The organism is Alcanivorax sp. DSM 26293, from assembly GCF_900107995.1.
Lineage (GTDB): Bacteria > Pseudomonadota > Gammaproteobacteria > Pseudomonadales > Alcanivoracaceae > Alcanivorax.
The window spans coordinates 554,811-581,716 of the sequence record NZ_FNUM01000001.1; the positions used below are offsets into that span (position 1 = coordinate 554,811).

The 26,906-nt window shown below is 60.2% G+C and carries 23 protein-coding genes; 11 read left to right on the plus strand and 12 right to left on the minus strand.

Annotated elements, in window-relative coordinates:
- The first annotated feature begins 16 nt into the window (after positions 1 to 16).
- The 5 genes from C4S63_RS02470 to C4S63_RS02490 all read left to right on the plus strand — a co-directional run bounded on the left by C4S63_RS02470 (position 17) and on the right by C4S63_RS02490 (position 4,357).
- Positions 17 to 898 (plus strand): fatty acid desaturase, encoded by an 882-nt coding sequence (locus C4S63_RS02470; RefSeq protein ID WP_063509357.1) that lies wholly within the window; start codon positions 17 to 19, stop codon positions 896 to 898.
- 12 nt (positions 899 to 910) lie between these two features.
- Positions 911 to 1,717: an SDR family oxidoreductase gene (locus C4S63_RS02475; RefSeq protein ID WP_103916595.1), complete on the plus strand. Its 807-nt coding sequence runs from the start codon at positions 911 to 913 to the stop codon at positions 1,715 to 1,717.
- A gap of 86 nt (positions 1,718 to 1,803) precedes the next feature.
- Entirely contained in the window at positions 1,804 to 2,613 is an 810-nt protein-coding gene (locus tag C4S63_RS02480) for an SDR family oxidoreductase (RefSeq protein WP_103916596.1), read from the plus strand.
- Positions 2,614 to 2,735: 122 nt separating this feature from the next.
- The gene (locus C4S63_RS02485) at positions 2,736 to 3,314 is read left to right on the plus strand and encodes a DUF4334 domain-containing protein (protein WP_103916726.1); all 579 of its coding nucleotides are present in this window, start codon (positions 2,736 to 2,738) and stop codon (positions 3,312 to 3,314) included.
- Positions 3,315 to 3,592: 278 nt separating this feature from the next.
- A complete protein-coding gene (locus C4S63_RS02490; RefSeq protein ID WP_082844752.1) occupies positions 3,593 to 4,357 on the plus strand; it encodes an NYN domain-containing protein in 765 nt (254 codons plus the stop codon).
- A 202-nt stretch (positions 4,358 to 4,559) separates the two neighbouring features.
- Here C4S63_RS02490 and C4S63_RS02495 read toward each other — a convergent pair whose 3' ends face one another.
- The 9 genes from C4S63_RS02495 to C4S63_RS02535 all read right to left on the minus strand — a co-directional run bounded on the left by C4S63_RS02495 (position 4,560) and on the right by C4S63_RS02535 (position 12,731).
- The gene (locus C4S63_RS02495; protein ID WP_103916597.1) at positions 4,560 to 5,849 is read right to left on the minus strand and encodes a TRAP transporter large permease; all 1,290 of its coding nucleotides are present in this window, start codon (positions 5,847 to 5,849) and stop codon (positions 4,560 to 4,562) included.
- Positions 5,846 to 6,292 carry a TRAP transporter small permease gene (locus tag C4S63_RS02500; protein ID WP_234999912.1) on the minus strand — a complete coding sequence of 149 codons (447 nt, stop codon included), beginning with the start codon at positions 6,290 to 6,292 and terminating at the stop codon, positions 5,846 to 5,848. The genes C4S63_RS02495 and C4S63_RS02500 overlap by 4 nt, the downstream gene beginning before the upstream one ends.
- A gap of 59 nt (positions 6,293 to 6,351) precedes the next feature.
- Positions 6,352 to 7,341, minus strand: a complete 990-nt coding sequence (dctP, locus tag C4S63_RS02505; protein ID WP_103916599.1) for a TRAP transporter substrate-binding protein DctP — start codon at positions 7,339 to 7,341, stop codon at positions 6,352 to 6,354.
- An 8-nt stretch (positions 7,342 to 7,349) separates the two neighbouring features.
- A complete protein-coding gene (locus C4S63_RS02510; RefSeq protein ID WP_062816808.1) occupies positions 7,350 to 8,201 on the minus strand; it encodes a TRAP transporter TatT component family protein in 852 nt (283 codons plus the stop codon).
- A 72-nt stretch (positions 8,202 to 8,273) separates the two neighbouring features.
- Positions 8,274 to 9,095, minus strand: a complete 822-nt coding sequence (locus C4S63_RS02515) for a rhomboid family intramembrane serine protease (protein WP_103916600.1) — start codon at positions 9,093 to 9,095, stop codon at positions 8,274 to 8,276.
- Positions 9,086 to 10,129, minus strand: a complete 1,044-nt coding sequence (locus C4S63_RS02520; protein ID WP_103916601.1) for an aminopeptidase — start codon at positions 10,127 to 10,129, stop codon at positions 9,086 to 9,088. Before C4S63_RS02520 ends, C4S63_RS02515 begins: the two co-directional genes overlap by 10 nt.
- A 9-nt stretch (positions 10,130 to 10,138) precedes the next feature.
- Complete coding sequence (yeiP, locus tag C4S63_RS02525; RefSeq protein ID WP_103916602.1) at positions 10,139 to 10,705, minus strand: elongation factor P-like protein YeiP; 567 nt, start codon at positions 10,703 to 10,705, stop codon at positions 10,139 to 10,141.
- A gap of 195 nt (positions 10,706 to 10,900) precedes the next feature.
- Positions 10,901 to 11,707 carry a 1-acyl-sn-glycerol-3-phosphate acyltransferase gene (locus C4S63_RS02530; protein WP_103916603.1) on the minus strand — a complete coding sequence of 269 codons (807 nt, stop codon included), beginning with the start codon at positions 11,705 to 11,707 and terminating at the stop codon, positions 10,901 to 10,903.
- Between the two features lie 169 nt (positions 11,708 to 11,876).
- Positions 11,877 to 12,731, minus strand: a complete 855-nt coding sequence (locus C4S63_RS02535; RefSeq protein ID WP_103916604.1) for a GNAT family N-acetyltransferase — start codon at positions 12,729 to 12,731, stop codon at positions 11,877 to 11,879.
- 272 nt (positions 12,732 to 13,003) lie between these two features.
- On the opposite strand from C4S63_RS02535, the gene C4S63_RS02540 reads away from it, so the two are divergent.
- Positions 13,004 to 13,252 (plus strand): CDGSH iron-sulfur domain-containing protein, encoded by a 249-nt coding sequence (locus C4S63_RS02540; RefSeq protein WP_103916605.1) that lies wholly within the window; start codon positions 13,004 to 13,006, stop codon positions 13,250 to 13,252.
- A 159-nt stretch (positions 13,253 to 13,411) separates the two neighbouring features.
- On the opposite strand, the gene ppc is transcribed toward C4S63_RS02540, so the two are convergent.
- Complete coding sequence (ppc, locus tag C4S63_RS02545; protein WP_200819493.1) at positions 13,412 to 16,078, minus strand: phosphoenolpyruvate carboxylase; 2,667 nt, start codon at positions 16,076 to 16,078, stop codon at positions 13,412 to 13,414.
- Positions 16,079 to 16,255: 177 nt separating this feature from the next.
- On the opposite strand from ppc, the gene C4S63_RS02550 reads away from it, so the two are divergent.
- Positions 16,256 to 17,197, plus strand: a complete 942-nt coding sequence (locus tag C4S63_RS02550; protein WP_062816800.1) for a hypothetical protein — start codon at positions 16,256 to 16,258, stop codon at positions 17,195 to 17,197.
- 101 nt (positions 17,198 to 17,298) lie between these two features.
- On the plus strand, positions 17,299 to 19,065 hold the full coding sequence (locus C4S63_RS02555; RefSeq protein ID WP_103916607.1) for a trypsin-like serine protease: 1,767 nt from the start codon (positions 17,299 to 17,301) through the stop codon (positions 19,063 to 19,065).
- An 8-nt stretch (positions 19,066 to 19,073) separates the two neighbouring features.
- Here the strand turns inward: C4S63_RS02555 and C4S63_RS02560 are convergent, their stop codons facing one another.
- Positions 19,074 to 20,078 (minus strand): LLM class flavin-dependent oxidoreductase, encoded by a 1,005-nt coding sequence (locus tag C4S63_RS02560; protein ID WP_200819494.1) that lies wholly within the window; start codon positions 20,076 to 20,078, stop codon positions 19,074 to 19,076.
- Between the two features lie 211 nt (positions 20,079 to 20,289).
- Between C4S63_RS02560 and C4S63_RS02565 the strand changes: the two genes are divergently transcribed.
- The 3 genes from C4S63_RS02565 (at position 20,290) to C4S63_RS02575 (ending at position 25,120) form a co-directional block, all read left to right on the plus strand.
- A complete protein-coding gene (locus tag C4S63_RS02565; protein WP_103916608.1) occupies positions 20,290 to 22,209 on the plus strand; it encodes an acyltransferase family protein in 1,920 nt (639 codons plus the stop codon).
- Positions 22,210 to 22,359: 150 nt separating this feature from the next.
- Positions 22,360 to 24,192, plus strand: coding sequence for a serine protease (locus tag C4S63_RS02570; RefSeq protein ID WP_160052708.1), 1,833 nt, complete (start codon positions 22,360 to 22,362; stop codon positions 24,190 to 24,192).
- Positions 24,193 to 24,310: 118 nt separating this feature from the next.
- Complete coding sequence (locus C4S63_RS02575; protein WP_103916610.1) at positions 24,311 to 25,120, plus strand: putative RNA methyltransferase; 810 nt, start codon at positions 24,311 to 24,313, stop codon at positions 25,118 to 25,120.
- Between the two features lie 135 nt (positions 25,121 to 25,255).
- Here the strand turns inward: C4S63_RS02575 and C4S63_RS02580 are convergent, their stop codons facing one another.
- Entirely contained in the window at positions 25,256 to 26,905 is a 1,650-nt protein-coding gene (locus C4S63_RS02580) for an FAD-dependent monooxygenase (protein ID WP_369826406.1), read from the minus strand.
- Between the last annotated feature and the right edge of the window lies 1 nt (position 26,906).

Genomic DNA, 26,906 nt, shown 5'->3' on the forward strand with positions numbered 1-26,906 from the left:
ATTCAGGAGAGCGCCCATGACAAATACAACTGGCACACAACAAGATGACCTCAAGACGCTGGCCCGGCTCAAGCTATCCCCCAGGATTGCCTGGCCCACCGTGGCTATCCTGGTAGCCTCCCATGCCGTCAACATTCTTACCTGGACAATGGTACTTAGTGGCCTGTGGCCAGCCTGGGTCGGGCTGATCATTATCAGCATCACCGGCTACGCATTGTTTACGCCTGCCCATGAGGCCATTCACCGCTGCGCTGCCCAAAAGCCGGAACACAACGATCTGATCCTCTCCATCGCCACGTTTTTAGCGGTGCCGTTCGGCAAGGGCACACTGTTTCGCTTGATGCATATGCGTCACCACCGCTTTACCAATGACCCGGAAAAGGACCCGGATCACTGGATGGCCAGCAGCCTGTGGACCATGCCGCTGTGGGGATTCTGGCCCTTCATCTATCTGATCAACTACCTGCGCAAGCCGGAGGTGTTGCCCAATGTGGAGCCCTCGGAAATCAAGCGCGAGTTGGCGGTGGCCGGTCTGGCGCTGACTGCCCTCATCCTCTGGCGCCCCTATGAAGCCTTGATGTTGTGGCTACTGCCCACCTACTTTGCTTTCTTTCTGATGTGTCTGGTGTTCATGGTACTTCCCCACTATCCGCATACTGCTCGGCAGGACGACGACCCCAACGCCACCGCACTGATGCGCATGGGTAAGGAATGGCTTCTGACCCCGATCTTGATGTATCAGAACTATCACCTCATGCATCACCTCTACCCCACCATTCCCTTCTACCGTTACGGCAAGGCCTGGAAGGCCCGCGAGCAATATCACCGGGAGCATTCCAGCAACATGATCATCCGTCCGTTCCAGCTTGGCCCGGACGACAACACCGGCAACGCCTGACAGGAGAGTCCCATGACAAAAACTGTTCTGATTACCGGCGGCGCCGGCGGCATTGGCCGGGAATTCTGCAAGCTTTTCAATGCGGACGGCTACCGCATCATCGTTTTCAGCCTGCTGCAGGATGAGCTGGATGCATTGGGTCATGACCTGAAAGCACAGCGCAAAGATGTGGACTATCGGGGAGTGCAAATGGACCTGTCCCAGCCCGGCGCCGCCGAAGCCATCATGCAGTGGCTGGACCAGGAAAGGATCGAGCTGGACGTACTGGTCAACAATGTGGGTTTCGGCATGATGGGCGAGCACGTGGAGCAGGACAGCAAGAAGCTGGAGCGTATGCTCACCCTGAACAACATCCTGCTCAGCAAGCTGTGCATGCTGGTGGGCCAGACAATGAAAGCCCGTGGCCGGGGCAAGATCCTGAACATTGGCTCCCTGGCCGGCTTCTGCCCCATGCCCTTCTTCGCTGCCTATAGTGCCAGCAAGGCGTTCGTGATCAATTTCAGCGCCTCTCTGCACGAAGAGCTGAAACCTTACGGCGTGCAGGTCACCTGCTTCTGTCCCAGCACCACCAAAACCGCCTTCCTGGACACCGCCCAGAGCAAACACACCTCTTCCAGCGGCATCAGGGAGTTTGTGTCTGCCCAAATCGCTACCCCGGAAGACGTGGCCAGAGCCGGCTATGCGGCCCTCAAAAGGGGAAAACGCTACGCCCTGCCCGGCCTGTCCGTGACCTTGCAAAGCCTGTTTATCCGCATGATGCCCCTTGGCGCCATGGCCAATCTTGTTCACAAGAAATCGGTGAAGGCCGTTGACCGTTAACAGGCATTTTCAGGATCAGCAGGCCCTGTAAACGGGGACGCAAATTTCCTTGCAAAGATGGTTTAAAAAATTGTCAGGAGGCTCTTATGAGTCAATGTTTTAGTGAAAATCTCTTGGCCGGCAAAGTGGCATTCGTTGCGGGCGGTACTCGAGGGATTAATTTGGGTATCGCAAAAGCGTTTGCGTGCGCTGGTGCCCGGGTTGCAGTGATTGGTCGAGATGCGGAAAGGGCGGCGGCTGCCCAGGCCGACATTGAGCAGGCTTCAGGCGGACGTGCGCTGGGTATGTCCTGCGACGTGCGAGATTATGCAGCGGTTGAGACAGCCATAAAAACCACGGCAGAGGCCTTCGGCAAGATTGATATATTGGTATCCGGCGCGGCAGGTAACTTTTTCTCACCCATTGTGGGGTTATCTGCGAATGCGTTTAAAACCGTCGTCGATATCGACCTTATTGGTACATTTAACGTGTTCAGGGCCAGCTTCGACTATCTCACCAAACCCGGCGCCTCTCTGATAGCCATCACAGCAGGCCAGGCGGAACATGCCGTCCCCTTCCAGGCCCATGCTGCGGCGGCTAAAGCCGGGGTCAACATGCTGACGAAAACCCTTGCCGTCGAGTGGGGACCCGCTGGAGTGAGAGCGAATCTTATTGCGCCGGGGGGCATAGAAGGAACCGAAGGAGTGAAATACCTATCGAGCTCTCAAGATGGCCTTGACGAAGCGATCGGCCGGGTTCCTGCCAGACGACTTGGCACGGTAACGGAGATCGCCGATACGGCCGTTTTCCTCTGTAGTGAGGCCGCCAGTTACATTACCGGGCAGGTTATTTATGTGGATGGTGGTACGTTGACAGGAAATGGCGCTTACGATTGTTTGCGTCCATTAAAGCGCTAGGGAATCGCTGAATCCTCCGCGCCTTGCACGTTTTGAATGTTTATTCCGCTTATGCCGTGGAGTGGAATGGCAGTAATGACTTGAAACTGCGGTCCATCACTTTTCACCTTCAGGAGTTCATCATGAATGCGTCACAGGCAGATCAGAACGACGTGAAAGTACGCAGTTTTGCGGCAGCAACGCAAGTCGACCGGGTGCCCCCTGAAGATGCGCTGGCCATTTTTGATGCGCTGGAACCTGTTGAGACGAACTTCATGATCGGCGCCTGGAAAGGTGAAGGTTTCGAGACCGGCCATACCATGGATGGAATGCTGGAACGTTGCCATTGGCACGGCAAACGTTTTGAAAGCCTGGAACATGTGCATCCACTGGTATTTCGCAAGGTGTCCGGGACATTGACCTCGGTGAGGCCGTTACTGGTTATGCCAGGCATGGGCCTCCTGGAAAAGATGCCATTCCTCAAGTCGCGCGTTGTCGGCAAGTTGTTCCAGTGGACTCTGCCGCTGCTGTCCGGCCGCAAGTCCGCCGCTCGCCTGCGCTTGACGACCTACCGGGGCAAACCCTCCGCCACCATGATTTACGATAACCTGCCCATTAATGATGTTTTCCGGAAGGTAGACGACAACACGGTGCTCGGCATCATGGATCTGAAAGGCACCAAAGAACCCTTTTTCTTTGTACTGCGTCGCGACAATTCCTGAGACTTTCGGCCCATGCCATCCGGGCGACCGGGAATGGTCTGCGGGAGGACTGCTCCGGAAGCGATGGCTGCTGCTTAACCGGTTCGCTTTGCGAGCAAAGCTCCAACGGGCAATGGCATAGCAGGGCGACCCTTTATCGAACGTGAGCCCCGAAGTGAATAACCTTGCTTGCTCCCACAAGGAGGGGCAAGCATAGCGCCTACAACGGTCCATCCGCGCCTGTCCCCTCCCCGCCGAATCCGTTATGTTGGGGGTATCCCTCGCAAAAGGAATGCATCATGGCAGGCAGCAACATGGGCACGGACTCTTCACCGGTCAGCAGCACCTCACTGGCAGTCCTTATCGACGCGGACAACACGCCACCGAAAATCGTCGACGGTCTGTTCGAGGAAATTGCCAAATTCGGCACGGCCAGCGTCAAACGCATCTACGGCGACTGGACCAAGCCCAATCTGGGCGGATGGAAAAACGTGCTGCTGAAGCACTCCGTGCAGCCGATCCAGCAGTTCGCCTATACCCAGGGCAAGAACGCCACGGACTGCAGCATGATTATCGATGCCATGGATCTGCTGTATACGAAACAATTGTCCGGGTTCTGCCTGGTATCCAGTGACAGCGATTTCACCCGTCTGGCAGCCAGATTGCGCGAGGAAGGGCAGACCGTTTATGGCTTCGGAGAACGCAAAACTCCCGGGCCCTTTGTGGCCGCCTGCGACAAGTTCATCTATACCGAAGTATTGCGTTCGGACCACGCTCCGCAGGACACCGCCGGCAAAGCCGAGGAGCCGACTCCCAGCGACCCGGTCAGCAAGGAACCGCCTCCGCTGCAACTGATTGCCAACGTGATTGACGATATTTCCGACGAAGACGATTGGGCCAACCTGGGCACCGTGGGCCAGCACTTGAGCAAGCGCAAGCCGGATTTCGACACCCGCCTGTTCGGCCACAAGAAACTCAGCGACATGATCCGCGCCTACCCCAAGTGGTTCCAGATACAGAAAGGACAAGGCAAGAGCATTCAGGTCAAGACGCTACGGAAGTGATACCTGCTCCCCTTCACGGAGACTCCCACGCTGGCTACACCTACCGTAGGGTGCACTGAGCCCCAGGCGAACTGCACCATCAAACGCCGAAACGGGGCAGTCCGCCTGGGGCTCAGTGCACCCTACATACTGTGCTCTCTTTGGTTAACGGAAAGCCGCTTCGCGCCTCAAGAGGCGCTCCTACAGCGGCTTCGTCGATAGGTTAGCGCACCAGCCAAAGACTGAGCTGCGGAATATAGGTAATCATCAACAAGGCAATGATCAACACCATCATGAAAGGCAACGTGGCCGCGAACAGCTCGGTGACTTTCTTCTTGAACCGGTAGCTGGCGATGAACAGGTTCATGCCCACCGGCGGGGTGATGTAGCCGATCTGCATGTTGGCCACAAAGATAATCCCCAGGTGCACCGGATCGATGCCGTAGCGCAACGCCACCGGCAGGATCAGGGGCACCATGATCACCAGCGCCGCGAAGATATCCAGCAACGCCCCCAGCAACAGCAGCAGGATGTTGAGCAGGATCAGGAAGGTGATCTTGCTCTCCACGTGGGTCTGGATCAGGGTGAACAGCTTCTCCGGTACCCCGGCGTAAACCAGGTAATCGGTGAAGGCCAGGGCCACCGCCAGAATCAGCAGGATGCCGCCCACCATGATCATGGAATCACGCATGATGCCTGGCAGCCGGCGCAGGGAAATTTCCCGGTACAGGAACACTTCCGCCACCAGCACATAAAGCGCGGTCACCGCCGCCGCCTCACTGATCACCAGAAAGCCGGAGAAGATCCCGCCCAGCACCACCAGCGGCAGCGGTAATTCCCAGCGGGCTTCCCAGAGCGCATCCACCAGTTCACGGAAATCGAAACTCTGACGTGGAACCTCGGTGCCACGCGTCGCCCACACACAATAGCCGTACATCAGCACAACCATCAGCAGCGCCGGCACCAGCCCGGCCAGGTAGAGATCGACGATTTCCACCGACGGCATATCCAGCTGCTGGGACATCTGCTGGGCAATAATGCCGTAGATCAGCAGCGGCACGGAGGGCACCAGCAGCAGGCCCAGGCTACCGGAAGACGTCACCAGGCCCAGGCTGAATTTTTCCGGGTAATTGCCTTTCACCAGTGCCGGCAACAACAACGCCCCCAGCGCCACGATGGTGACCCCGGAGCCACCGGTCAGGGCGGTAAAGAAGGCGCAGGCAATCAGCGACACAAAGGCCATGCCACCGGGCATCCAGCCGAAGGCCGCCTGGCTCAGACGCAGCATGCGGTCGGCGGTTTTCGATTCGCTGAGCAAAAAGCCGGCAAAGGTGAACAGCGGCAGCGCCATCAGCACCACGGAATTGCTGAGCTGATAGATATCGATATGCAGCACCGACATTTCGATGCCCAGGGTATAAAAGCCCAGGGCTGCGGCACCGAGAATAATCGCAAACAGGGGGGCGCCCATCAGCGCCAGCAGTACCAGCAGGAGAATGGCAACGGGGATCATGGCACCGGCTCCTGCATCTTCGGCCGCTTACCCAGCAACCCCAGCGCAAACAGCACCACGTAGCGCACGGCCATCACCGAGAAACCCAGCGGGATAATGCTCTGCAGCAGCCAGCTCGGCACATTCGCAAAGGCCGCGCCGGCGTAGTCGTATTCCTCGATCACAAACCCCACGCTGTACCAGGCCACCAACACACAGATAAAGGCGGTGAACAGATCCACAAAGGTGGTCAGGAAGGGGTGATATTTCTCCGGCAGCAGCGACGAGGCCACATCGATGCGGATGTGCTCATCATTGCGGGAAGCGATCATGGCACCGAGCAGGCCGATCCACAGCACCGCGTTCTGCAGCAGTGGCTCGATCCACACTAGACTGGTACCAAAGAAATTCCGCAGCACGATCTGCGCCACCGCCAGCAGCACCATAAACAAAAGGACGGCCACGATCAGGCCGTCCTCGATTTGGTGAAGGGTACGGTGGAGCCTGTGTAGCAAGGCTGCCATCACTGCCCTTCGCGCTGTTGGGCCAGAATGCCGTTAAGCCGGTCCAGCATGTCCTGGGAAATCTCCCCTTCTTCCACCAGTTCAGCGGTGGCACGCTTGGCGTAGTCGCGCCATTCTGCCAGCTGCTCCGGGGACGGCTCGACCACTTCCAGGCCTTGCTGTTTGACGGCCTGGAAAGCGCTCAGGTTTTCCTGGCGGCTTTCCGCATCCAGCCTGGCGAAGGTGCTATCCAGCACCTGGCGCACCACCTGCTGATCCTCGGCGCTGAGACGCTTGAAGAACTTTTCGTGGATACCCAGGGTGCCGAAGGTGTACAGCAGCGGCATGTCGGTCAGATAGTTCACCCGGGAATACCACTGCAGGGTCAGGGCTGCCACCGGCGGTGCTGCGAAGGCATTGACCGCCCCGGTCTGCAGGGAGGTCAGCACCGAGCCAATATTCAGCATGATCGGCGACAGCTCGAAGGCCTTGGCCGCCTTGGCAGAGCCTTCATCGTTGGCCGGCAACCACAGTTTCTGGTCACGCAGGTCGGTGATGCTCTTTACCGGATTTTCCGACATCACGTAGGCAAAGCCGCCATCGATCAGGCCGAAGCTCACCCAGCCGCCCTCTTCCAGGCCCTGCTTGATCACCGGGTCCAGCTCGGCACGCACCGCGTCCACTTCGTCGTAGTTGTTGAAGGCCAGCGGCACGTTGAGAATCTGGCTGTCCTTGTAGGCGGAGGCAAAGGCGCCGCCCTGGGCCACCTGGCCGTGGAGCTGACCGATGCGAATCTTGCGCTGTACCGCGCGGTCATCGCCCATGACGCCACCGGGATACACTTTCAGCTTCACACGCCCGTCGGTCTTCTCGGCGATTTCCTTCCCCGCCTCTTTCAGGCCGGTGACGATGGTGGTGCCATCCGGGTACAGGGTGGAGATTTTCAGGGTGTTGGCGGCCGAAGCCCAGACCGGCAACAACGCGACCAGAATCGTGGCAAGACGCAGCATAAGTACTCCTAGAAATAATCGTCAGCGTCGGCGAGCAGGGCTTCGGCCTGCTCCTGCGCATAGGTATTCTGCAGGGTCAGACCATGCACCTGCGGATCAGCGGCGAGGACATCCTCGAGCAGGCTATCATGCAGCTCACGGTCAAACACCAAACGGGCATACTTTTCGGCATAAAGCACCGGAGCCAGCAGGTTCTGACCCTCTGACAGGGTCATGGCCTGCTCAAAATGGGCCCTGGCCTGGTCCGGCTTGCCTCCCAGGGACGCGGGCAGGATGCTGCTCAGTACCCCCAGGTACATGTGCGCCTGGCCATACTGGTAACCCTCATCCAGAGCCACTACACGCTCCATGATGGCTTCCACGCGGCCAAGCTCGGCCACCGCGTTCCAGTCGCTGGTGTTCTGCTGAATATACCCGGCCCAGGCACTGCCCAGGGTGAACAGCATGGGCACATCGCCCTTGTCGGCGTCTTCCAGCAGTGCCTCGAACTCGGGCACGGACAGCGCACGCAGTTCGCAGTAATCATCATCATGGGCACAGGCGGAACGGAAGGCATAACCCAGCGCCTTGTCGCTGAGCTTGCGGGCCCGTTTCGGGTCTTCCACAAACAGGCCCGCATAGGCGCCATAAAGGTCTGCCCCGCTGGCCAGCATGGAAGCGCTGTCGGGCCAGTTTTCGATCAGGCCGTCCACCATCAACAGATAGGTGGGCAGGCCCTCGGCCACCAGCTCGAGATCATTGTTGTTCAATACCCCATAGGGCAGGTTGTCGTCGATGCTGGCCAGGGAACAGCCCTGCAAGGAAACGACCGCTGCAACTAGGAGAGAGGGAACCAACCCGGGTAGGACGCGCCACTGCATAGGTCGCCGGTATCCTTTCATTATTGTGACTGATTGTTTTGGCTGTCTTTATAGCAGTACGACCGGGGTAACTCAAACGGCCCCGGCCCCATGTGCCCGGCGCCAGAGACCGAAACCGGCCCCCAGCAGACAACCGCTGACCAGCCCCGCCAGATGCGCCGCATTGGCCACCACACTGGAGAGCCCCACAAAACAGATCACCATCCACGCCAGCATGAAGATGACAATTTCCCGGCGCAGGGGGTAACCGGATTGGGGATTCACCTTGCCGTAAATCCACAGATAGCCAAGCAGTCCGTACACCACCCCGGACAAACCACCGAACATGGGGCCGGTATGGAAAAACTGGGCCACATTGGCGGTGATGCCGGTGACCAGGGTAACCAGCACCAGCTGGCCACTGGACTGGAAGCGCTCGATCAGGCGCCCCAGGTCCGACCACCAGAGCAGATTGAACAGCAGATGCAACAGGGAAAAGTGCAGCAGCATGGGGGTCACAAGCCGCCAGGGCTGGCTTTCCAGCCCGTCCAGCGCCGCCGGGAATAACAGCGCCCGGTAGACACCATCTCCCATCAGATACGGCGTCAGGTATACCAGCACGCTGACAATCAGCACGATGCGGGTGACCCAGCCCAGGCTGGCAAACCAGCCCCCGGACATGAGTGGCTGGGGCCGACCGGTGAGGGGCTCCACCGGCTGGCGACCCTGCTGATGCCTGAGATCGGTAATCAGCTCTTCCAGCAAGGCCTTGGCAGGGTTGTACTGGGCCGGGTCCTGCAGGTCGATAATCTGCTCACCGCCCTCTTCCCGGCGCACTACCGAAAAGCCGTTCCGCTTGAGGGTGTGCTCAAACAGCTCGGCCAGTTCCGGTTGCGGGGTGCGGATCAGTTCCATGTGAGTTCCTTGAGGGTCTCGGTACGTTGCAGGCTATCCAGCTCAGCCAGGGTTTCCACCTGCTGCCAGAAACAGTCCCAGTCCCGCCGGCATTGTTCCAGCAGGCGGGCAAAAGCCGGCACATAATCATTGTAGTCACTGACACCGTTTAGCTGGGCATTGTTCAACGGCCCGTCAAAGTACCCCTGATAACCGGCCAGGGCCGGCAGGCTCTGTTGCTCGCGGGCAAAGCGCTCCCGGGCCTGCTGCTGGATGCGGGCTTTCTCGAGGGCCATGACCGCCTCGTCCTGCTCGCTGGCATACAGCTGCTTGAGCGCCTCACGGGTATCGGTGACGATGGCCAGAAAAGCCTGGCGAACCTGCTCACGACGCTGCCAGAAATTGGCCGGCAACGGCGTACCAGTGGCGGCAAAGAAATCCACCGCGCCCTCACGACCCACCAGGGTGGCCAGGGATTCATTGAAACGGGTGTCGTTCTTGATATACAGGCGGCGGTGGGCCAGCTCGTGGATCAACAGTTCCGCCAGGGCCGGCTCAGAGCGTTGCAGCATGGGCGTGGTCAACGGATCGGCAAACCAGCCGAGGGTGGAATAGGTAATAGCACCGCCCACGTAGGTATCCAGCCCTTGTTCGCTGAGGCGTGCGGCCGCCTTTTCCGCCGCCGGGCGCTGGAAATACCCCCGGTAGCTGACACAGCCAATCAGCGGGTAACACCAGGTTTTGGGCGTCAGTGACCAGGCCGGTGCCGCCAGCACATTCCACACCACGGCGTCCTGCTCCAGGGCCACGTACTGGTGATATACATCCTCGGCGGGCAGCGCCAAATTGTCCCCGGCAAAGCGTACCACCTGCTGGCTGAACAGCAGGGAATGGGCAATCTGTGGAGGGGTTTGGGGGTCCGCCAGCACCGCCTCCAGGGGTTCGCGCTGGCCCATCAGCGACAAATGCCCTTTGGCGGCCTGGCTGTAATAGCCAAGCTGGCAACCGGCAAGCAGCGTCATAGCCGCCAGCGTGACACCCCGTAATACCCTCATGATCCGGGATCAGGCCCGGGACATGAATTTGCGCTCGGCGGTGTTCACCCGCACCTTTTCCCCTTCCACGATATATTCCGGCACCTGCACCACCAGCCCGGTATTCAGGGTGGCCGGCTTGGTGCGTGCGGAGGCAGAGGCCGCTTTCATGGCCGGGGCGGTCTCGGTGACTTCCAGCACCACCGACGCAGGCAGCTCCAGGCCAATCACCGCATCGTCCACCCGCAGCGCCAGCAGACCTTCGGTGTCCTCGGTAATAAAGGCCAACTCGTCGGCAATGTCCTCGGCCTTGAGCAGGTACTGGGAGAAATCCTCGTTATCCATGAAGATGTAATCATCACCATCCACATAGGAAAACTGCACCGGCCGGCGCAGGAGTTCCACGGTGGTTACCTCATCATCCCCCTTGTAGCGTTCTTCAAACTTGGGTCCACCGCCCACCGCACTGGCTTTCACCCGATACAAGGTCGCCGCCCCCCGGGCCGAGGGCGACTGCACCTCGATCTGGCGAATAGCGTAAAGGGTACCATTGGCTTCGATAACGTCGGATTTCTTCAGATCGCTGGCGCGGGTCATGGCAGGGCAATGTCCTTGTGAATAAAAAGACATGGTATCCGAGCTTAAAGGTGTGGCGCCAGATAACAGGGATGAGGAATACAGTTGACAGTGGACAGTTGATAGTTGACAGCCAAAAGAAGGAAAACTCTTCTCTGTTTGGAACCGCACCCAAATGCTAAGCGCGGCCTCAAGCATTGAAAACAAGGACAAAAATCAACCGCGAGCTGTCAACTGTCCACTATCAACTGTCAACTGCTCTGCCACTTTCCCCCACGCCGCCTCACAAATCCCCTTCCGGTCCGTGCCCTGAGCCGATACCGGTTCGCAGAAATGCAGGCGCACGCGGATGCGGTTGCGTAGCAGCATGGCCCACAGGTGATGGTGGAATTCGTCGTCGCCGATGAAGGCCATGGCGGCGTCCGGGGCGCCGCTGTCGTCCAGGTAGCGTACCGCCAGGGGTTGTACCGGCACATCGGCCATCAACGGCGCATCGAACAGCTGCGGAAAGAAACGGCGCAGGCCGGTGCCATCGGTGGTGGTGCCTTCCGGGAATACCAGCACGGTGTGGCCCAGCTTCAGGCGGTCGGCGATTTCCCGGGCCTTGCGGCTGGACTCACCGCTGCCCCGTTTGATGAACAGGGTGCCCATGGCCCGGGCCAGGGTGCCAATCAACGGCCAGTCCCCCACTTCCGCCTTGGACAGGAAATACAGGTGACGCTGGCTGGCGATCAACGGGATATCCAGCCAGGACACATGGTTGCTGACCAGAAATACCGGGGCATCGACCGGGCTGCCGGTGACGGTGAGCTCCACGCCGAGGATACCCAGAAAACGACGGCACCAGCGCTGTTTGGCCGCCAGCACCACGGGGCGGTAAGGCGACCAGAAGGCCCCCAGCAGAAAAGCCAACACAAACCCCCACAGCAGATAAAGCACGATGCGGGCAACCCGGAACATCCTGCGCAGTTGCGGCCAGAGGCCGCTGCCCTCATAAGGACTGACGCTGACGCTATCGTTCATTGCTTTCCAGAGTCATAAGCGTTTGCCACCCAGATCAGGCGCCCCCAAAACCGTTGGAGCTTTGCTCGCAAAGCGAAGGGTTCAGTAAGCACCAAGTCCTTCCCCCTCATTCGCCATGCAAGCATGGCTCCAACGGCCTGGACCGGACGCTATTTCTATACGATGCCCCTCAAACCGCTTGGGCGGGCTGCAAGAAATGCTGCACATAACGGGCGGGCAGATCATCCACCGCCATCAACACGAAGAAATCCAGGCAATTGAAATCCGGGTCCCAGCAGGGCTCGCCGCAGACCCGGGCCCCCATGCGCAGGTAGGCCTTGAGCAACGGCGGCATTTTCACGTTGTCGTCGTCGGCACTGCCCGGCAGCCGCTCCAGGCGCAGGTGCGGCTGGACCCGCAGCGTGGCATCACTCAGGTGGCGCTCACTGATGCGCCGCTGAATGGCGGCCACATTGTAGCCCTCGCTCAGGGCAATGCTGGCGCAGCCCAGCAGGTAACGCACATCGTTTTCGAGCATGTACTGGGCCAGCCGGGCCCACAGCACGGTAATTACCGCGCCACCACGATGGGCGGGATGAATACAGGTGCGGCCAATCTCTGCTACCCGGCCATCCAGATGACGCAGCATGGACAAATCAAACTCGCCGCTGGAGTAGAAGCCGCCGGTGCGGTGCAGGCGCTCACAGGGCAGCACCCGGGTGTAACCCACGATCTCACCGCTGTGGTTGTCGCGTACCACCAGATGCAGACAGTGTTTATCAAAGCGATCCCGGTCCAGTCCGAAAGGCGCGCTGAAGCTGGCACCATATTCTTGGGAAAAAATACGGTAGCGCAAACGCTGGACCTTGATGATTTCCCGTCGGGAGCGGGTGAAGTAGGCACTGAAGCGTCCGGCATTTTCCGCATCCGCCGCCATGTCCCGGGGGAAACGGAGAATATCGGCAGTGGCCGTAAACGGCTTGGTCAGGGCCCCTCTTAAGTGGGGGCTCAGTGCTTTGATCTTTCCTGCGGCTTGCGCAAGCATAGTGTACTCCACTGGCAGTTTCGGGCAGTTTCGCCAGTGGACGTGGCACAGTAGTGACGTTTGAGTGACAGTTGTGCGACAAGGGTTAAAGGCAGTTAATAGTTAACAGTGAATAGTTAATAGTTGCGCGGAAGTGGCACGGTGGCTGCTGAAACGCATGAGACCGCGCGCAAAAGTGAGGAGTGAAATTCCGGGCTGAAAATAGAGAGTCGATTGCGCAGCAATGCGCGTAGCAGGTACAACGCCCCGGCCGTTTGTGAAAAGGATATTTTATGGACAAGCCAGTCATTGCTTCCCGGTTTCCCTATCCGTTGCCGGTGAAGAAAGGGGAAAAGGTGTTCTGGTGTGCCTGCGGGCGCAGCGACAACCAGCCTTACTGTGATGGCAGCCACAAAGGCACCGGCATCACCCCGGTGGCCTACACCGCACCACGGGACAAAATCGTGTTTTTCTGCGGCTGCAAGCACAGCGCCAAGGGACCGGTTTGCGATGGCAGCCATTCGAAGATAGTTGACAGTTGATAGTGGACAGTTAACAGCTAAAAACCTCGCGATTGCGTTGTGATGCTTGATGAAGCAAAGAGGCCGCGTCCAAAGATTGGGCGCGGCCTCTTGCGTTTCAAATGAAGACAGCCGTTCGCGCGCAGCTGCCAACTATCAACTGTCCACTGTCAATTACCTTCACCCCGTGTTGCGAAGCCCTGCTGCAATACCGGCGATGGTTACCATCAACGCACTTTCCAGGACTTTATCGCCGTCTTGCTGACGCAGGCGGGCCATCAGTTCTGCCTGGAGAAGATGCAGAGGGTCCGTGTAAGGGTCGCGGACACGGATGGACCAGCGCATCACCGGGTTGTTGTCCAGCAGGTCTTCACGGCCGGTCAGCGCAGACAAGGCGTTCACCGTGCCGGTGAGCCGCTCGCGTAACACTTCACCCAACCGGGCCAGATCAACGTCCTCCCCGGCCAGGCGCTGCTCGTACCAGGCCGCCACGCGCAGATCGGCCTTGGCCAGTACCATTTCCAGCATGTCCACCACACCCTGGAAGAACGGCCATTGCGCCACCATTTCCTGCACGGTGCGATTCTGTTCCGGGTCTGCCTGAGCCGCCTCCAGCGCTGCCCCGGTGCCCAGCCAGGCGGGCAGCATCAAGCGGATCTGCGTCCAGGCAAAGACCCAGGGGATGGCTCGCAGGGAGCTGATGCCGGCATCCTTTTTTCGCCGTGCCGGGCGACTGCCCAGGGCCAGTCGGGACAGTTCGGTCTCCGGGGTAACCGTGCGCAGATAACGCACCAGCTCCGGCTCCTCCTGGACCACGCTGCGGTAGCCGGCCACAGAGACGTCGGTAAGCGTCTGCATCTGTTCCCGCCATTGCGGTTTCGCCGCCCGGGGGGGCAACAGGGTGGCTTCCAGGGTGGCGGCCACATATTGCGCCAGGTTGAACACGGCCACCGCCGGGCGACCGTATTTGAAGCGGATCACTTCCCCCTGTTCGGTGACGCGAATGCGCCCGGCCACGGAGCCCGGCGGCTGGGACAGCAACGCCATGCGGGTGGGCGAGCCTCCCCGGGAGATGGAACCACCCCGGCCATGGAACAGGGTCAATGGAATCTGGTGCTCGGCAAACAGGGCGGTGAGCTTTTCCTGGGAGCGGTACTGGGCCCAGGCGGCACCGAGAAAGCCCGCATCCTTGGCGGAGTCGGAATAGCCGATCATCACTTCCTGGCCTCCGGCCACTCGCTGCCGATAGAACGGCACCGCCAACAGGGCCGACATGGTGTCCTCGGCGTTGTCCAGGTCATCCAGGGTTTCAAACAGCGGCACCACGCGCATGGGTTCGCTGACCCCGGCGATCTTCTGCAGCAGCATCACCGCCAGCACATCCGAGGGGGCCCGGGCCATGGAGATCACATAGGCACCCAGCCCTTCGCTGCCCTGCTCGGCAATCACCCGACAGGTGGCCAGCACTTCCGCCACCTCGTCGCTGCATTCCTCACTGCGGTAAAAACCGTCATCAATCAACGGGCGACGGGCCTGCAGTTCCTCTACCAGGAAGGCCTGCTTGCGCTCCTCCGGCCAGTCGGCGTAGCTGCCCAGCTGCAGATAGCGGGTCACCGCATCCACCGCATCACGATGACGGGTGGATTCCTGGCGAATATCCAGACAGAGCAAGGTAATACCGAAGCAGTTGAGCCGGCGCAGGGTGTTTTTCAGGTCGCCATCGGCGATATCGCCCAGCCCGACTGCACGCAGGGAGCGGTCGATCAGTTGCAGGGGAGCCAACAGCTCCTCGCGGCGCTGGAACCCCTCGCCTTCCGGCACCGGCAGGTTTTCCACCCGCGCTTCCATCTGCCGGCGGGTCAACTTCAGCCGCTGGCGCACCTGACGCAGAATCACCCGATAGGGCTCGTGGCTGTGACCGGTTTCGGCCAGCAACTCGTCGCTGGCCGTTTCCATGGACAGGTCCGCCAGCAGGTTTTCCACATCACGCAGATACAGGTCCGCGGCCATCCAGCGGGCCAGCAGCAACACTTCCCGGGTCACCGGCGCGGTCACGTTGGGGTTGCCGTCCCGGTCCCCGCCCATCCACGAGGCCAGTCTCACCGGCGCCCAGTCAGCGGGTGGCTGGGGCAGCCCTTGCTCAGCCAGCTCCCGCTCCAGTTGCCGAACCATTTCCGGTACCGCCTGCCACAGGGACTGCTCAATGGTGGCGAAGCCCCACTTGGCCTCGTCCACCGGGGTAGGCCGTTCGCGACGGATTTCATCGGTGCTCCAGGCGGCCAGGATCAGGCGGTAGAGCTTTTCGCGGCGAAAGGCCAGTTCATCGTCGGTGAGATCCGGACGGTCCAGTTCACCCAGCAGATCCGCCATCTGGTCGTATTTGCGAATCAGGGTACGGCGGGTCACTTCCGTGGGGTGGGCAGTGAGTACCAGCTCCACTGACAGGTCCCGCAGGGTGCCTTCGATCACTCCACTGGCAATCTGCTCCTCCTGCAGGCGCTGCAGCACATCGCGAATCCCCTGATCACCGCCCGGATCCCCGGGGTAACGCTGATGCTGACGGTGCAGACGCTCGCGGTGGTGTTGCTCGGCAATGTTGCTGAGGTTGAGAAACTGGCTAAAGGCCCGCGCCACTTCCAGCAGGGTGGCATCATCCAGGGGCGACAACAGATCGCGCAGGGACGACAGCGCCGCCCCCTGTTCTCCGCGGGTGGTTACCGAGGCCTGACGGATGGTTTCGATGGTCTGGTACAGATCCTCTCCGGCCTGCTGGCGCAGGCACTGGCCCAGCAAATCCCCCAGCAAACGCACATCATCTCTCAGCGGCGTGTTGACACTGTTATCCACGGTGACTCCTTCATGACTGCAGGACGGTATGGCCTTCTTTATGCCTGAGCCCATTGGCCTTGGCCATGACATCGGCAAAAAAACGCATTTTTAACAACATTCCCGTGCCGGACATCTTTATTCCGGAGAGGCCCTGACGCAACATAGGCTCCATAAATAACCGGGGATCGATGAATCATGACGACTTCCAGCCGTATCACCTCGGATCAGGGTGTGGTGATCATGCAGTACCTGGCCCGTGCCCTGTTTGCCGCCCTGGCCGTGATTTATTTCCACCATGCGGACAACTTCTTTTTTACCCTGCCCAAGGCCACCCCCTGGCTGCTGTTTGCCGCCTATGTGGGCCTGCAGTTGTTACTGGTGTTCTGGCGACCGGCCAATGGCGATGCGTTCGCTTCCGGCCTGGATCTGCTGACCCTGGGTATCGTACTGCTGCTGGACCCGGGCAATCCGCCGCCCACCATGGCGCTGCTGTTTATCGCCGTGCTCAGCAACGGCCTGCTGCATGGCATCAAACGTTTTCTGATCATGCTGGCCGGTGCGGAAATCGTGCTGGCCTTCGTGTTGCCAATCCGGCTCAGTTATGTGACCACGCCAACAGCCTCGGCAAGCCTGTTCCTGGTCATCGCCCTGAGTGCCTGCATGCTCTATTTCGGGCTGATGATCTGGCGCAACCAGGCCCTGGCACGGGCGGCCCTGGAAGCCACCTGGCGGGATCCGGACACGGATTTCATCAGCCGCGAGGCACTGGTCAGCACCGCCGGCTGGCTGGTGCCACTGCACGACCGGATTTCCTCGCCCCTGACCCTGGCGTTGGTCCGACACGACGAGCTGCCCCAGCTGGCCAACCGGGTGGCTCACCGCATCCGCCGCAGTGACGTGGCGGCCCGCTATGATGAACAGCATCTGGCGCTGCTACTGCCCTGCACGGCCACCGCCGCCGCCGAGCAGCTGCTTAACGATCTGCGCGACCGCCACCCTGGGCTGCGCGCCGCCATCATGACGTTGAGCGATGGCGATGCGGCCCTGGAGCAGGCCCTGGCTCACCTGCAGAGCTCCATGGCCCGCACCCGGGACGACAACGACCACTGGCTGGCCCACGCCCCGCCCATGCATTGAGCGTCTACCGCCATGGAGTGAACGCGGGTCAGATACACAAGGCTCACACTGCCTTGCCGCGAAAGGCGATAAACTAGTCAAAAACGTGCAAGGCAGCCGTCATGTTCCGTCGTATCGCTCTGCTGGCGGGGTTGGTCACTCTTCCCTTTTCCAGCCCCCTCGCTGACACCGCCACCCCCCGTATTGTGGGTGGCGAACCGGCACCTGACCGCTGGCCGTGGATGGCCCAGGTGGCCGTGGATGATCCCAGTGTGAGCGGCTATCTGCTCTGCGGCGCCAGCCACCTGAGTCCGGAATGGCTGGTGACTGCCGCCCATTGCATGGAATACCTGAACGGCGATCCCGCGGAAGAGAGTCGTACCTTCGTGTTTATCGGCGACCGGGATCGCAATAACATTCCGCAAAACGGCATCCCTGTCAGACGGATCCTCATTCACCGCCAATATCAGAACCTGAACCGCGACCTGGCCCTGCTGCGTATCGATACCCGCACCAACACCCGCTGGCCCAGCATTATCAGCGAGGAACGTTTTGAGGCGCTGGAACAGCAAAACACTGCTGAGCTGGATGAGTCTGTGACAGCTCTCGGATGGGGGGACACCGGGAATGGCAGCCTCAGCAATGTGTTGCAAGAGGTGCAACTGGACTACATCCCCCAGCAACGATGCCGTGCGCTCTCGAGCCTGACCATCACCGACTTTGCCGTGTGTGCCGCCGAGCTGAATCCTCAGGACGGTGTCCAGCAGGATTCCTGCTTCGGTGACAGCGGCGGCCCCCTGTTTCTGGGCCGTGATCCTCAACCCTGGCTGGTGGGCCTGACCAGTTTCGGCCTGCGCAACTGCGCCACCGGTGCGCCGTCCGGTTATACCCATTTGTCTGCGGAGACCCGGGAGCTGGAAGTATTGACCGCTCTGGAAGGGATTCCGCTGGTGGATCTACTCCCCGAATGGACAACACCACCACCGCAGTACTATTACCAACCCCCCGGCGGCAGCCAGACCCTCACCCTGGCCCTGAAGAATGGCAGCCAGGAAAACCCTGCCACTGACCCGGCACTGGCCTTCAGCCTCAGCGGTAACACGGTGGCCAGTGGCGACTGGTCCGGGTGCGGCGGCTTGCTCTCTGGCAACCGCTGTCGCCTCGCAGACAACCTGTCCGCCGAGGGCAGCCTTATCCGGGATCTGGTCATTGACGGTAACGGCGGCGCCGATCAGGTGGTGACCGTGGGCATCACCGCCAGCGCCATCGAGGATGATTACCGGCGTCGCAATAATCGCATTGAGCAACGAGTGGTGTTCTCCGACAAGCCGGACCTGGCCCTCTCGGCAGTCCAGCAGAGTGGCAGTGCCAATGAGACCCGGGTCGTCGTCACGCTCACTAACCGCTCCACGATCAATCTTGCTGGCAATGGTGAGGTCCGCTTTGCCCTGCCAAGGAACACCACCTTGAGCAACGCCGACGCACTGGGTTGTTCACTGTCCAACCCGGTACGCTGTCCGGCAGGCAATGTCCCCGCCTCGTCCAGCCGAACCCTCAACCTGATTTTTGCTTCGGATACCGGTGACAGTCAGAGCATCACCTTGAGCGGTTTCTCTGCTGACGGGGATGTACCCAATGATAGCGACTCCCGTGTCACCCTGACCCTGCGTTACCCTTCAGCGGCCCCGGCCCCAGGCGGTGGCAGTAGCGGCTTTGGCGGTGGTGGTGGTGGCGCACCAGGCCTTCTCACTGTGCTGGCCGGGTTGCTGCTGGCGTTGCGCGGCCTTCCTGCAAAAAAACAACAGCGCCAGCCCCTCCCTATCCCGTTGGAGCCTTGTTCACAAGGCGAAGGCCATTCGCTTTGCGAGCAAAGCTCCAACGGAGTCTGACGCTGTCGCTACTGCTCACGACGAAACTGCGGCAGCGACGCCAGAATATCCAGGGCATGACGACGCTTCTCCGGGTCGAACAGATCCACGGTTACCATCAGTTCATCCACTTCCACGGTATCCAGCAATTGATCCAGCTCCCCCTGAATCGTGCTGGCAGTCCCCAGCAATTGCAGGGCCAGAAAGCCTCTGACCCCGTCTTCTTCCTGCGGATTCCATAGGCCCTGCATGCTCTCCACTGGCGGACGCATCCACAGGGGCTGCCCCCGGAACAGGGACAGAATGCGCTGATAGCTGGTGGTGGCCAGAAAACGGGCCTCCTCATCGGTTTCCGCCGCCACCGCCGGTACCGCCAGCATGGCGTAGGGCTTGTCCAGCTGCGCCGACGGCTGAAACTGCTCCCGGTAGAGACGCAACGCCTCGCGATACAATCGCGGCGCAAAATGCCCGGCAAAGGCATAGGGCAACCCCCGCTGGGCCGCCAGCTGGGCGCTATAGAGGCTGGACCCCAGCAACCAGATCGGCACCTCGGTGCCGGCACCGGGAATGGCGTTGACCGACCGGGAACGATCCAGCGGCCCCAAAAGCCGCTGCAATTCGGCCACGTCACGGGGGAACTGCTCGGCACCCAGACCCTCGCGGCGCAGGGCGCGGCTGGTCATCGGGTCGGTGCCCGGGGCCCGCCCCAACCCCAGATCAATCCGGCCGGGATGCAGGATTTCCAGGGTCCCGAACTGTTCGGCGATAACCAGAGGCGGGTGGTTAGGCAACATCACTCCACCGGAGCCCACCCGGATGGTCTCCGTGGCATTGGCGATATGACCGATCAGCACCGCGGTGGCCGCACTGCTGATGCCCTCCATGTTGTGATGCTCGGCCAGCCAGAAGCGCTTGAAGCCCAGGGCTTGCGCATGGCGGGCATAGGCCACGCTGTTAGCCAGGGTCTGCCCGATGGTGTCACCCTCACGGACGGAGGCCAGTTCCAGCAGGGAAAACGGCAGGGATGCAGCCACAGAGTGCTCCTTGATGGCAGCCAAAGGGATTGAGTCGGGCTCACAGTAACATGCATGAGCGCCACCCTGAATCAGGTTCGCGCATGCCGGGCCTGTGGCGGCCACAGAGACGGGAAAGCGCCCTCCCCTTGGCGGCAGGCCCGGCCCGTCTTGTTTGCCCTGGCACCGCCCTATATTCTCCCCGGTTTGCTGATCATTCCGGGAGAACGCCTTGAAGACCACGCCGAGTTACCGCGCCGATATCGAAGGGCTACGTGCGCTGGCCGTTGTCCTGGTGATTCTCTATCACTATGAGGTTCCCGGCATCACCGGCGGTTTTATCGGTGTGGACGTGTTCTTTGTCATTTCCGGGTTTGTGATCACCCAGCTTCTACAGCGGGCGTTTGAAAAAGGCACCTTTCGGTTTCGCGATTTTTACGCCCGTCGTATCCGGCGACTGGTGCCCCTGTTCCTGCTGGTGTCCACGGTCACCTTCCTGATGATCTCGCCCTTCTATATCGGCGATGCCTACTACATCTTTGCCAAGAGCTGGCTGTCCTCCCTGGTGGGCCTGAGCAACATTTACTATTTCCAGGAACTGAGCCAGTACTTCGCCCCGGAAACCCGCTCCCTGTCCCTGCTGCACACCTGGTCGCTGGCGGTGGAAGAGCAGTTCTACCTGATCTGGCCGCTGGCCCTGTATCTGGCCTACCGGTTCGGTAAGGGGCGTGACGGTCACTGGCCGTTCCGCATCACCCTGGTCGGGACTTTTGCGCTGTCCGTGTATCTTGCCAGCGCCCACCCTGCTGCCGCCTATTACCTGCTGCCCGCCCGGTTATTCGAGTTTATGCTTGGCACCGGCGTGGCCCTGTTCAGCCGTCAGCTTCCGGCCTTGAACCGACCCAGTGTCGAGATTTTGGCAGGCCTGGGGCTGGCCATGATCATCGCCACCGGCCTGCTGCTGACCAAGCACGATCACTTCCCCGGCTATAACGCCCTGTGGCCGACCCTGGGGACGGCGATGGTGATCTATGCGGGTCTGCACCAGACCCACACTCTCACCGCCCGCCTTCTCAGTCTGCCGGTGATGGTGTTTCTGGGCGGTATCTCCTATTCGCTGTACCTGTGGCACTGGCCGCCGGTGGCGCTATTGCACTATCAACTGATCGAAATCACCTGGCCCATCCGGCTAGGGCTCATGGCGCTGGTGCTACTGCTGTCATGGCTGAGCTACCGCTTCGTGGAAAACCGCTACCGGCATCGCCCCTGGAGTTTCAAGAAATCCTTCATGGTGTTCATCTTCGTGCCGCTGCTGATCATCTGGGCCATCCAGTCCACCATCCGCATTGCCGATGACCTGAGCTTTCGCATCTCCGAAGAACGTCGCGAGCTCTACACCATCATCGCCCAGAACAATGCCGCCGATCTGTACAAACGCTGCTTCAAGGGTGATCCGAGAGAATTCAACAAGGGCAAGGCCTGCCGGTTCGGCGCCGAACCGGAGAACGGCCAGCCGGATGCCATGCTGATCGGTGATTCCCATGCCATCGCCCTGCTGGGTTTCGTCGAGCAACTGATCGGTGAGCGCCATTCCATGCTGGTGGTGACCCGTGCGTCGACGCCTTTCGTGATCCCCGAACACTCAGCCAACGCCTTCTCCGACCCGGAAAAAACCCAACGCAACATCGCCCTGGCCGAGTACCTGCAACAACGCCCCATGACCGTGTTCGTCAATGCCTGGTGGAGCGCTTACCTGCAAAGTGATGCCTTCCAGCGCTATTTCGTGGACACCGTGGCCTGGCTTCACAGCCAGGGCCACAACGTTATCCTCATTGAGGACGTACCCGAGCTACCCTCCTCGTCCTATGCGGAATGCTTGCTGAAAAATATGGACGACTGCTCCATTGATGCAGTGGAGGCGGAAGCGCATTTGAGCAATTTCTATCGCTTCAAGCGAACCGTACAGGCACGCTTCCCGGATATCACCTGGATTAACCCGAGAAAAGTCCTCTGCAATAAAAGCCGCTGCCAGACCGTACTGAATGGCATCCCCCTCTACCGGGACGAAAGTCATCTGAACCATGTGGGGTCCACAGAGATTGGTCGGGTGTATCTGGAACGGTTCGGGAATCCGCTACCCAAAAAACCTTGACCCCTATCGTAAACGCCGACAAGGAATGTGAAGAACGTCACACCATCCATTCTGACTACAAAAAGTATAGCGTTTTTCCTACATCTTTCAGCGCTGACAGCACCTAGAATGCCGCCTTTTGGGCATTCTGATTCATCTGGGGAATTTCACATGAAGTACCACTTGATTGCCGCTCTGGCTTCCACTCTGGCCTGCAGCACCTTGTTCGCTGCAACCGCCTCACCAAGAGTCGTCGGCGGGGACATCGCTGACAGCGACTGGAACACACTGGTTGCATTGATTGATAAACAGGGGAAACAAGACGGCATCACTGAAGAGCACCCCTTCCCGGTAGGTAGAGGACACGTCTGCGGCGGCACCTTGCTGTCCCGGCACTGGGTGCTAACCGCAGCGCACTGTGTCCGCTCCGGTGTCGTTACCACCCCTGCCAGTAACCTCGAAATCCTGGTGGGCAGCCAGACCCTGGATGTGCCGACAAATAGTCCCATGCTGCTGGATGCAGCATCCGTTATTGTCCACGCCGGCTACAACGAAAATACCTTTGAAAACGATATCGCTCTGATCCGGCTCGCAGAACCAGCGGAAACCGACAGCCCGAGCATCCACACCGGGGTACTGTCAAAGCTCGACACCGACAGCGCTATCGAAAACCTGGCCAGCTACGATGACATTCTGAGTGTATTGGGCTGGGGTGTTGCCACCTATGAGGATCACGACAACAACCCCATGACTCCCATGCGACCTGTGGCCTTTGTAGAGCTGCAGGAAGCAGCGCTGGACTATGTCACCAACGCATCTTGCCAGGCCACTATTGATCTCTATACCAATGGCGATCAGATACTGGACACCATGCTGTGCGCGAATGAGCCTAACCCGGATCAAGGCGATACCTTTGGGGAAGACTCCTGCCAGGGTGACAGCGGCGGCCCATTGCTGCTGACCGACGCGATACTGAATGACAGCCCCCAGGTCGGGATTACCAGTTTCGGTTATTCCACCGATGGCAAATGTGGCGACCCGGAGATTCCCTCTATCTACACTCGGGTTTCCCAGTATCTGGACTGGATTGAGCAACATTCTGGTGCTGCCGAGCTGGCGCTGCGCGACCTCACCATTGCTGACGACGGCAATACTTTCCAGGGATTCGGCACCATCGATTTCCAGGTGCCGGTAGAAAACGCGGGCAGCCGTCCAGCAACTCAGTTCGCGCTATCTATCTCGCATCCCACCGAATTGACCCTGACCCCGTCTCCAGACCAAACCGGGCTTGCCTGCACCCCGTCGGACAACGGAGTCACCGCATGTCAGTATGACGGCGCAGCCATCCCCGGCGGATCGAGCCAGCCGTTCGGCTTTACCGCCACGGACAGCAATAGCCAGAGCGATACCGACCTCCAGATAGAGGCCACGGTCGAGCTGGACAACCAACGGGACTACTACCGTTTGAACAACAGCGGCAACATTACCCTGCAACTTGGCCAACCGGCGCTGGCCATCGCCGCAGAGCCTGTCTGTCTCTCCCCCCGGAACGGTCAGGTAGAGATGCGTATCGAGGCAAGTCTGGCCAACCAGGACCCCGTGATCGACTCTATTGGTAACCGTATTACCGGCCCATTGGATGAAGCCCTCACACTGGTAACCAAACTCAGCGCGGAATGCAGTACTGACGAAGGTCAATACACCTGCCAGCTCGGGCAACTGGATGCCAACCAGGAACTGGACGCCACAATCGTCATTCGGGCTGATGCCGAGACCACGACAACCCTGCTGATTCAGGTAGAAAACGATAACGGCGTGAAAGTCGGCTCCGTCACCGAGACCGAAGTGGCACTGGACTTCAGCCGTGAAGATCTGGACGCCTGTCCCGATGTCCCCCCCACTGCGACGCGTTCTCCGCGCAGCTCAGGCGGCGGAGGCGGCAGCCTTCCCCTGGGTCTGTTGTCCCTCATGGTGTTGCTGGGTCTGTACCGGCGCAAAGCCTGAACAGACACCACAAAGAAAAGGGCCGGCCTTGCCGGCCCTTTTTTATTGCCGGAAGAATTTGCGACAATGCGGTTTCTTGCCATCGCCAAGTGCGCCCTACCCGAGTCACCCGCAGACCATGCCCAACCTGAAATGTCCCAGTTGCGACCTCCCCCTGCTTCTTTCCGGCAACAGCTGGCAGTGCGACAACGGTCATCGTTTTGATCGCGCCAAACGGGGTTATACCAACCTGCTGCTGGCTCAGCACCGCCGCTCCCGGGCGCCCGGCGACGACAAAGCCATGGTGCAGGCGCGCACCGCGTTTCTGGAGCTGGGGCGTTATCAACCGCTGGCCGATGCCCTGCTGGATAACCTGGACGCCGAGGACCAGCCCTGGCTGGATATCGGCTGCGGCGAAGGCTGGTATACCTGCCAATTCGCCCGCCGGCTTGGCAGCGCCAATGGCGTGGGCGTGGATATTTCCAAGTTTGCCGTGGATGCGGCGGCCAAACGGGACAAGGCGTTGACCTGGCTGGTGGCCAGCGGCGCCCGCTTGCCGTTGTTTGATAACAGTCAGCAGCGGGTCTTTGTGCTGTTCACCCGCTTGTTCACCGACGACATTGCCCGGGTTCTCAAGCCCGGAGGGGAGCTGATTGTGGTCGGCACCGGTGAGCAGCATTTGCTGCCTCTGCGCGAGGCGCTCTATGAAGAAGTACGTCAATCCGGGTTCGATGCAGGCAAGTTTCTCGATGCCCGATTCACGCAGATCGACAATCAGGATATCCACCTGGAATGGGTGCCGGATGACGAGCAGGAACTGCAGAATCTCCTGGCCATGACCCCACACCACTGGCGCGCCAAACCGGAAGCCAAGGCCGGTATCGGCAAGCTGGCGGGCCAGACCATGAATGCGCATTTTGTGATTCAGCGGTGGGGGAAAATCAATTAATAGTTAATAATGAATAGTTTCGCGGTTGGATGATTGTGGAATCCGCAAGCAAAGAGGCCGCGCCCAAAGCATGGGCGCGGCCTCTTGCGTTGCAGAACAGACAACCCATTCCGCGACGTTATTAATTATTCATTATTAACTATTAATTGCCTTCCCCAAGGCCGTATCCAGGTACTCCAGCAGGTGATTGGCGTTGCTCACCGGGGCCCGGTAGGCCAGGTGGCCATCCGGGCGCATCAGCCACATTCTCGGCCCCTCCCCAAATGCCTCGCCAAACTCACCCTGGTGATCCTGCCAGATTCGCGTGGTGCCCTCCCGGGGAATCGCTTCAGTGGGAGTCCCGCTGGCCACGATAACGGTCAGATGAACCCGCTCGCGATATTCCTGCCCCAGACGGTCACTGAGCGCATACAGCACCAGCCGTTCGTTATGCTCCGGGGTCTCACCCAGTTGCAGCAACAGGTGATGGACCGGTTTCCGGAGCAGACCATGAAGCTGGTGCAGGTGCCCGGTACGTACAGAGCGCAGGGCCGCATCGGGGAGTCGGTCCCCGGGCAACGGCCCCCGATTGCGCCAGCCCAGATCCGCTTCCGGACCACAGCTCACCAGCGGCGAGGATCGATAGTGCACGTCCAGCTGGCTGGCCGTGCGCAGTAAACGCCGGGACAAACCGGCACGCCCCCCCGCCATTTTCAGCAGCGAATCGCGGGTGCGGCGCAACATGGGCAACTTCACCAGTGAAGCCCGCGACAGCAAATCCACACCGTGCAGCATTTTGTCCGCCACCGGTTTTCGCTCCTGCTCGTAACTGTCGAGCAGGGTACCGCTGCCATACCCTTTGAGATAGAACGCCAGTTTCCAGCTCAGGTTGAAGGCATCTGCCAGGCCGGTGTTCATGCCTTGTGCGCCCAGCGGGCTTTGCACATGGGCCGCATCGCCCGCCAGAAAAACACGATTGCGACGGTAGTGATGGGCCAGCCGACGTTGCACCGAAAAGCGGCTGATCCAGCGTGGTTCACCCAGGTCAGGCGTATCACCCAGTATCGGAGTGAGCCGATCCGCAAAAGGCTGTAGATCTATCTCCCCTTCCCAGGGCTCGTCCCGGGCCATGATCAACCGCCAGCCCGTGGGCAGAGGCAAGGCTATGAGCAACCCCTCTTCCTGCAAAAAACCGTGGGAGCTGTCATTGCGCCAGGGCCCCTGCCAGTCCACATCAGCCAGCAGGAAATGTTCATCGTAATCGACGCCGTTGAAGCCGATACCCAGCTGCTCACGCACGGTGGAACCCACGCCGTCGGCGCCCACCAGCAGATCGCAGCTGACAGTTTCCACGTCCGTCCCCTGGCGCAGCCGGGCACGAACCCCTGCCCCATCCTGGGTAAAATCGAGCAATTCCGTGCCACGGACCAGTTCGCCTCCCAGGCTGCGGTAGCGCTCGGTGAGGACGCTTTCCACATCGGACTGGGGGCAGCTCAGCACCCAGGGGTACGGGGCATCCAGGCTGGTCAGATCCAGCTCGAACAGGAATCCCTTGTCGCCATAGACAGACACTGCGCTCAGGGTGCGCGAAGCCTTGCGGATCGGAGCCAGCACTTGCAGGGCGGCAAAGATTTCCAGGGTGCGGGCATGCAGCCCCAGCGCTCGGGACCAGGGAGACGGCTCGGCGAGCCGGTCGATAATGCAGCAGTGAATGCCGTGTCGACGCAGGCCTATGCCCAGGGCCAGGCCGGTGGGCCCGGCACCGATAATCAGGACCTGCGGTGTGCGGTTTGCGGTAATGCCGATG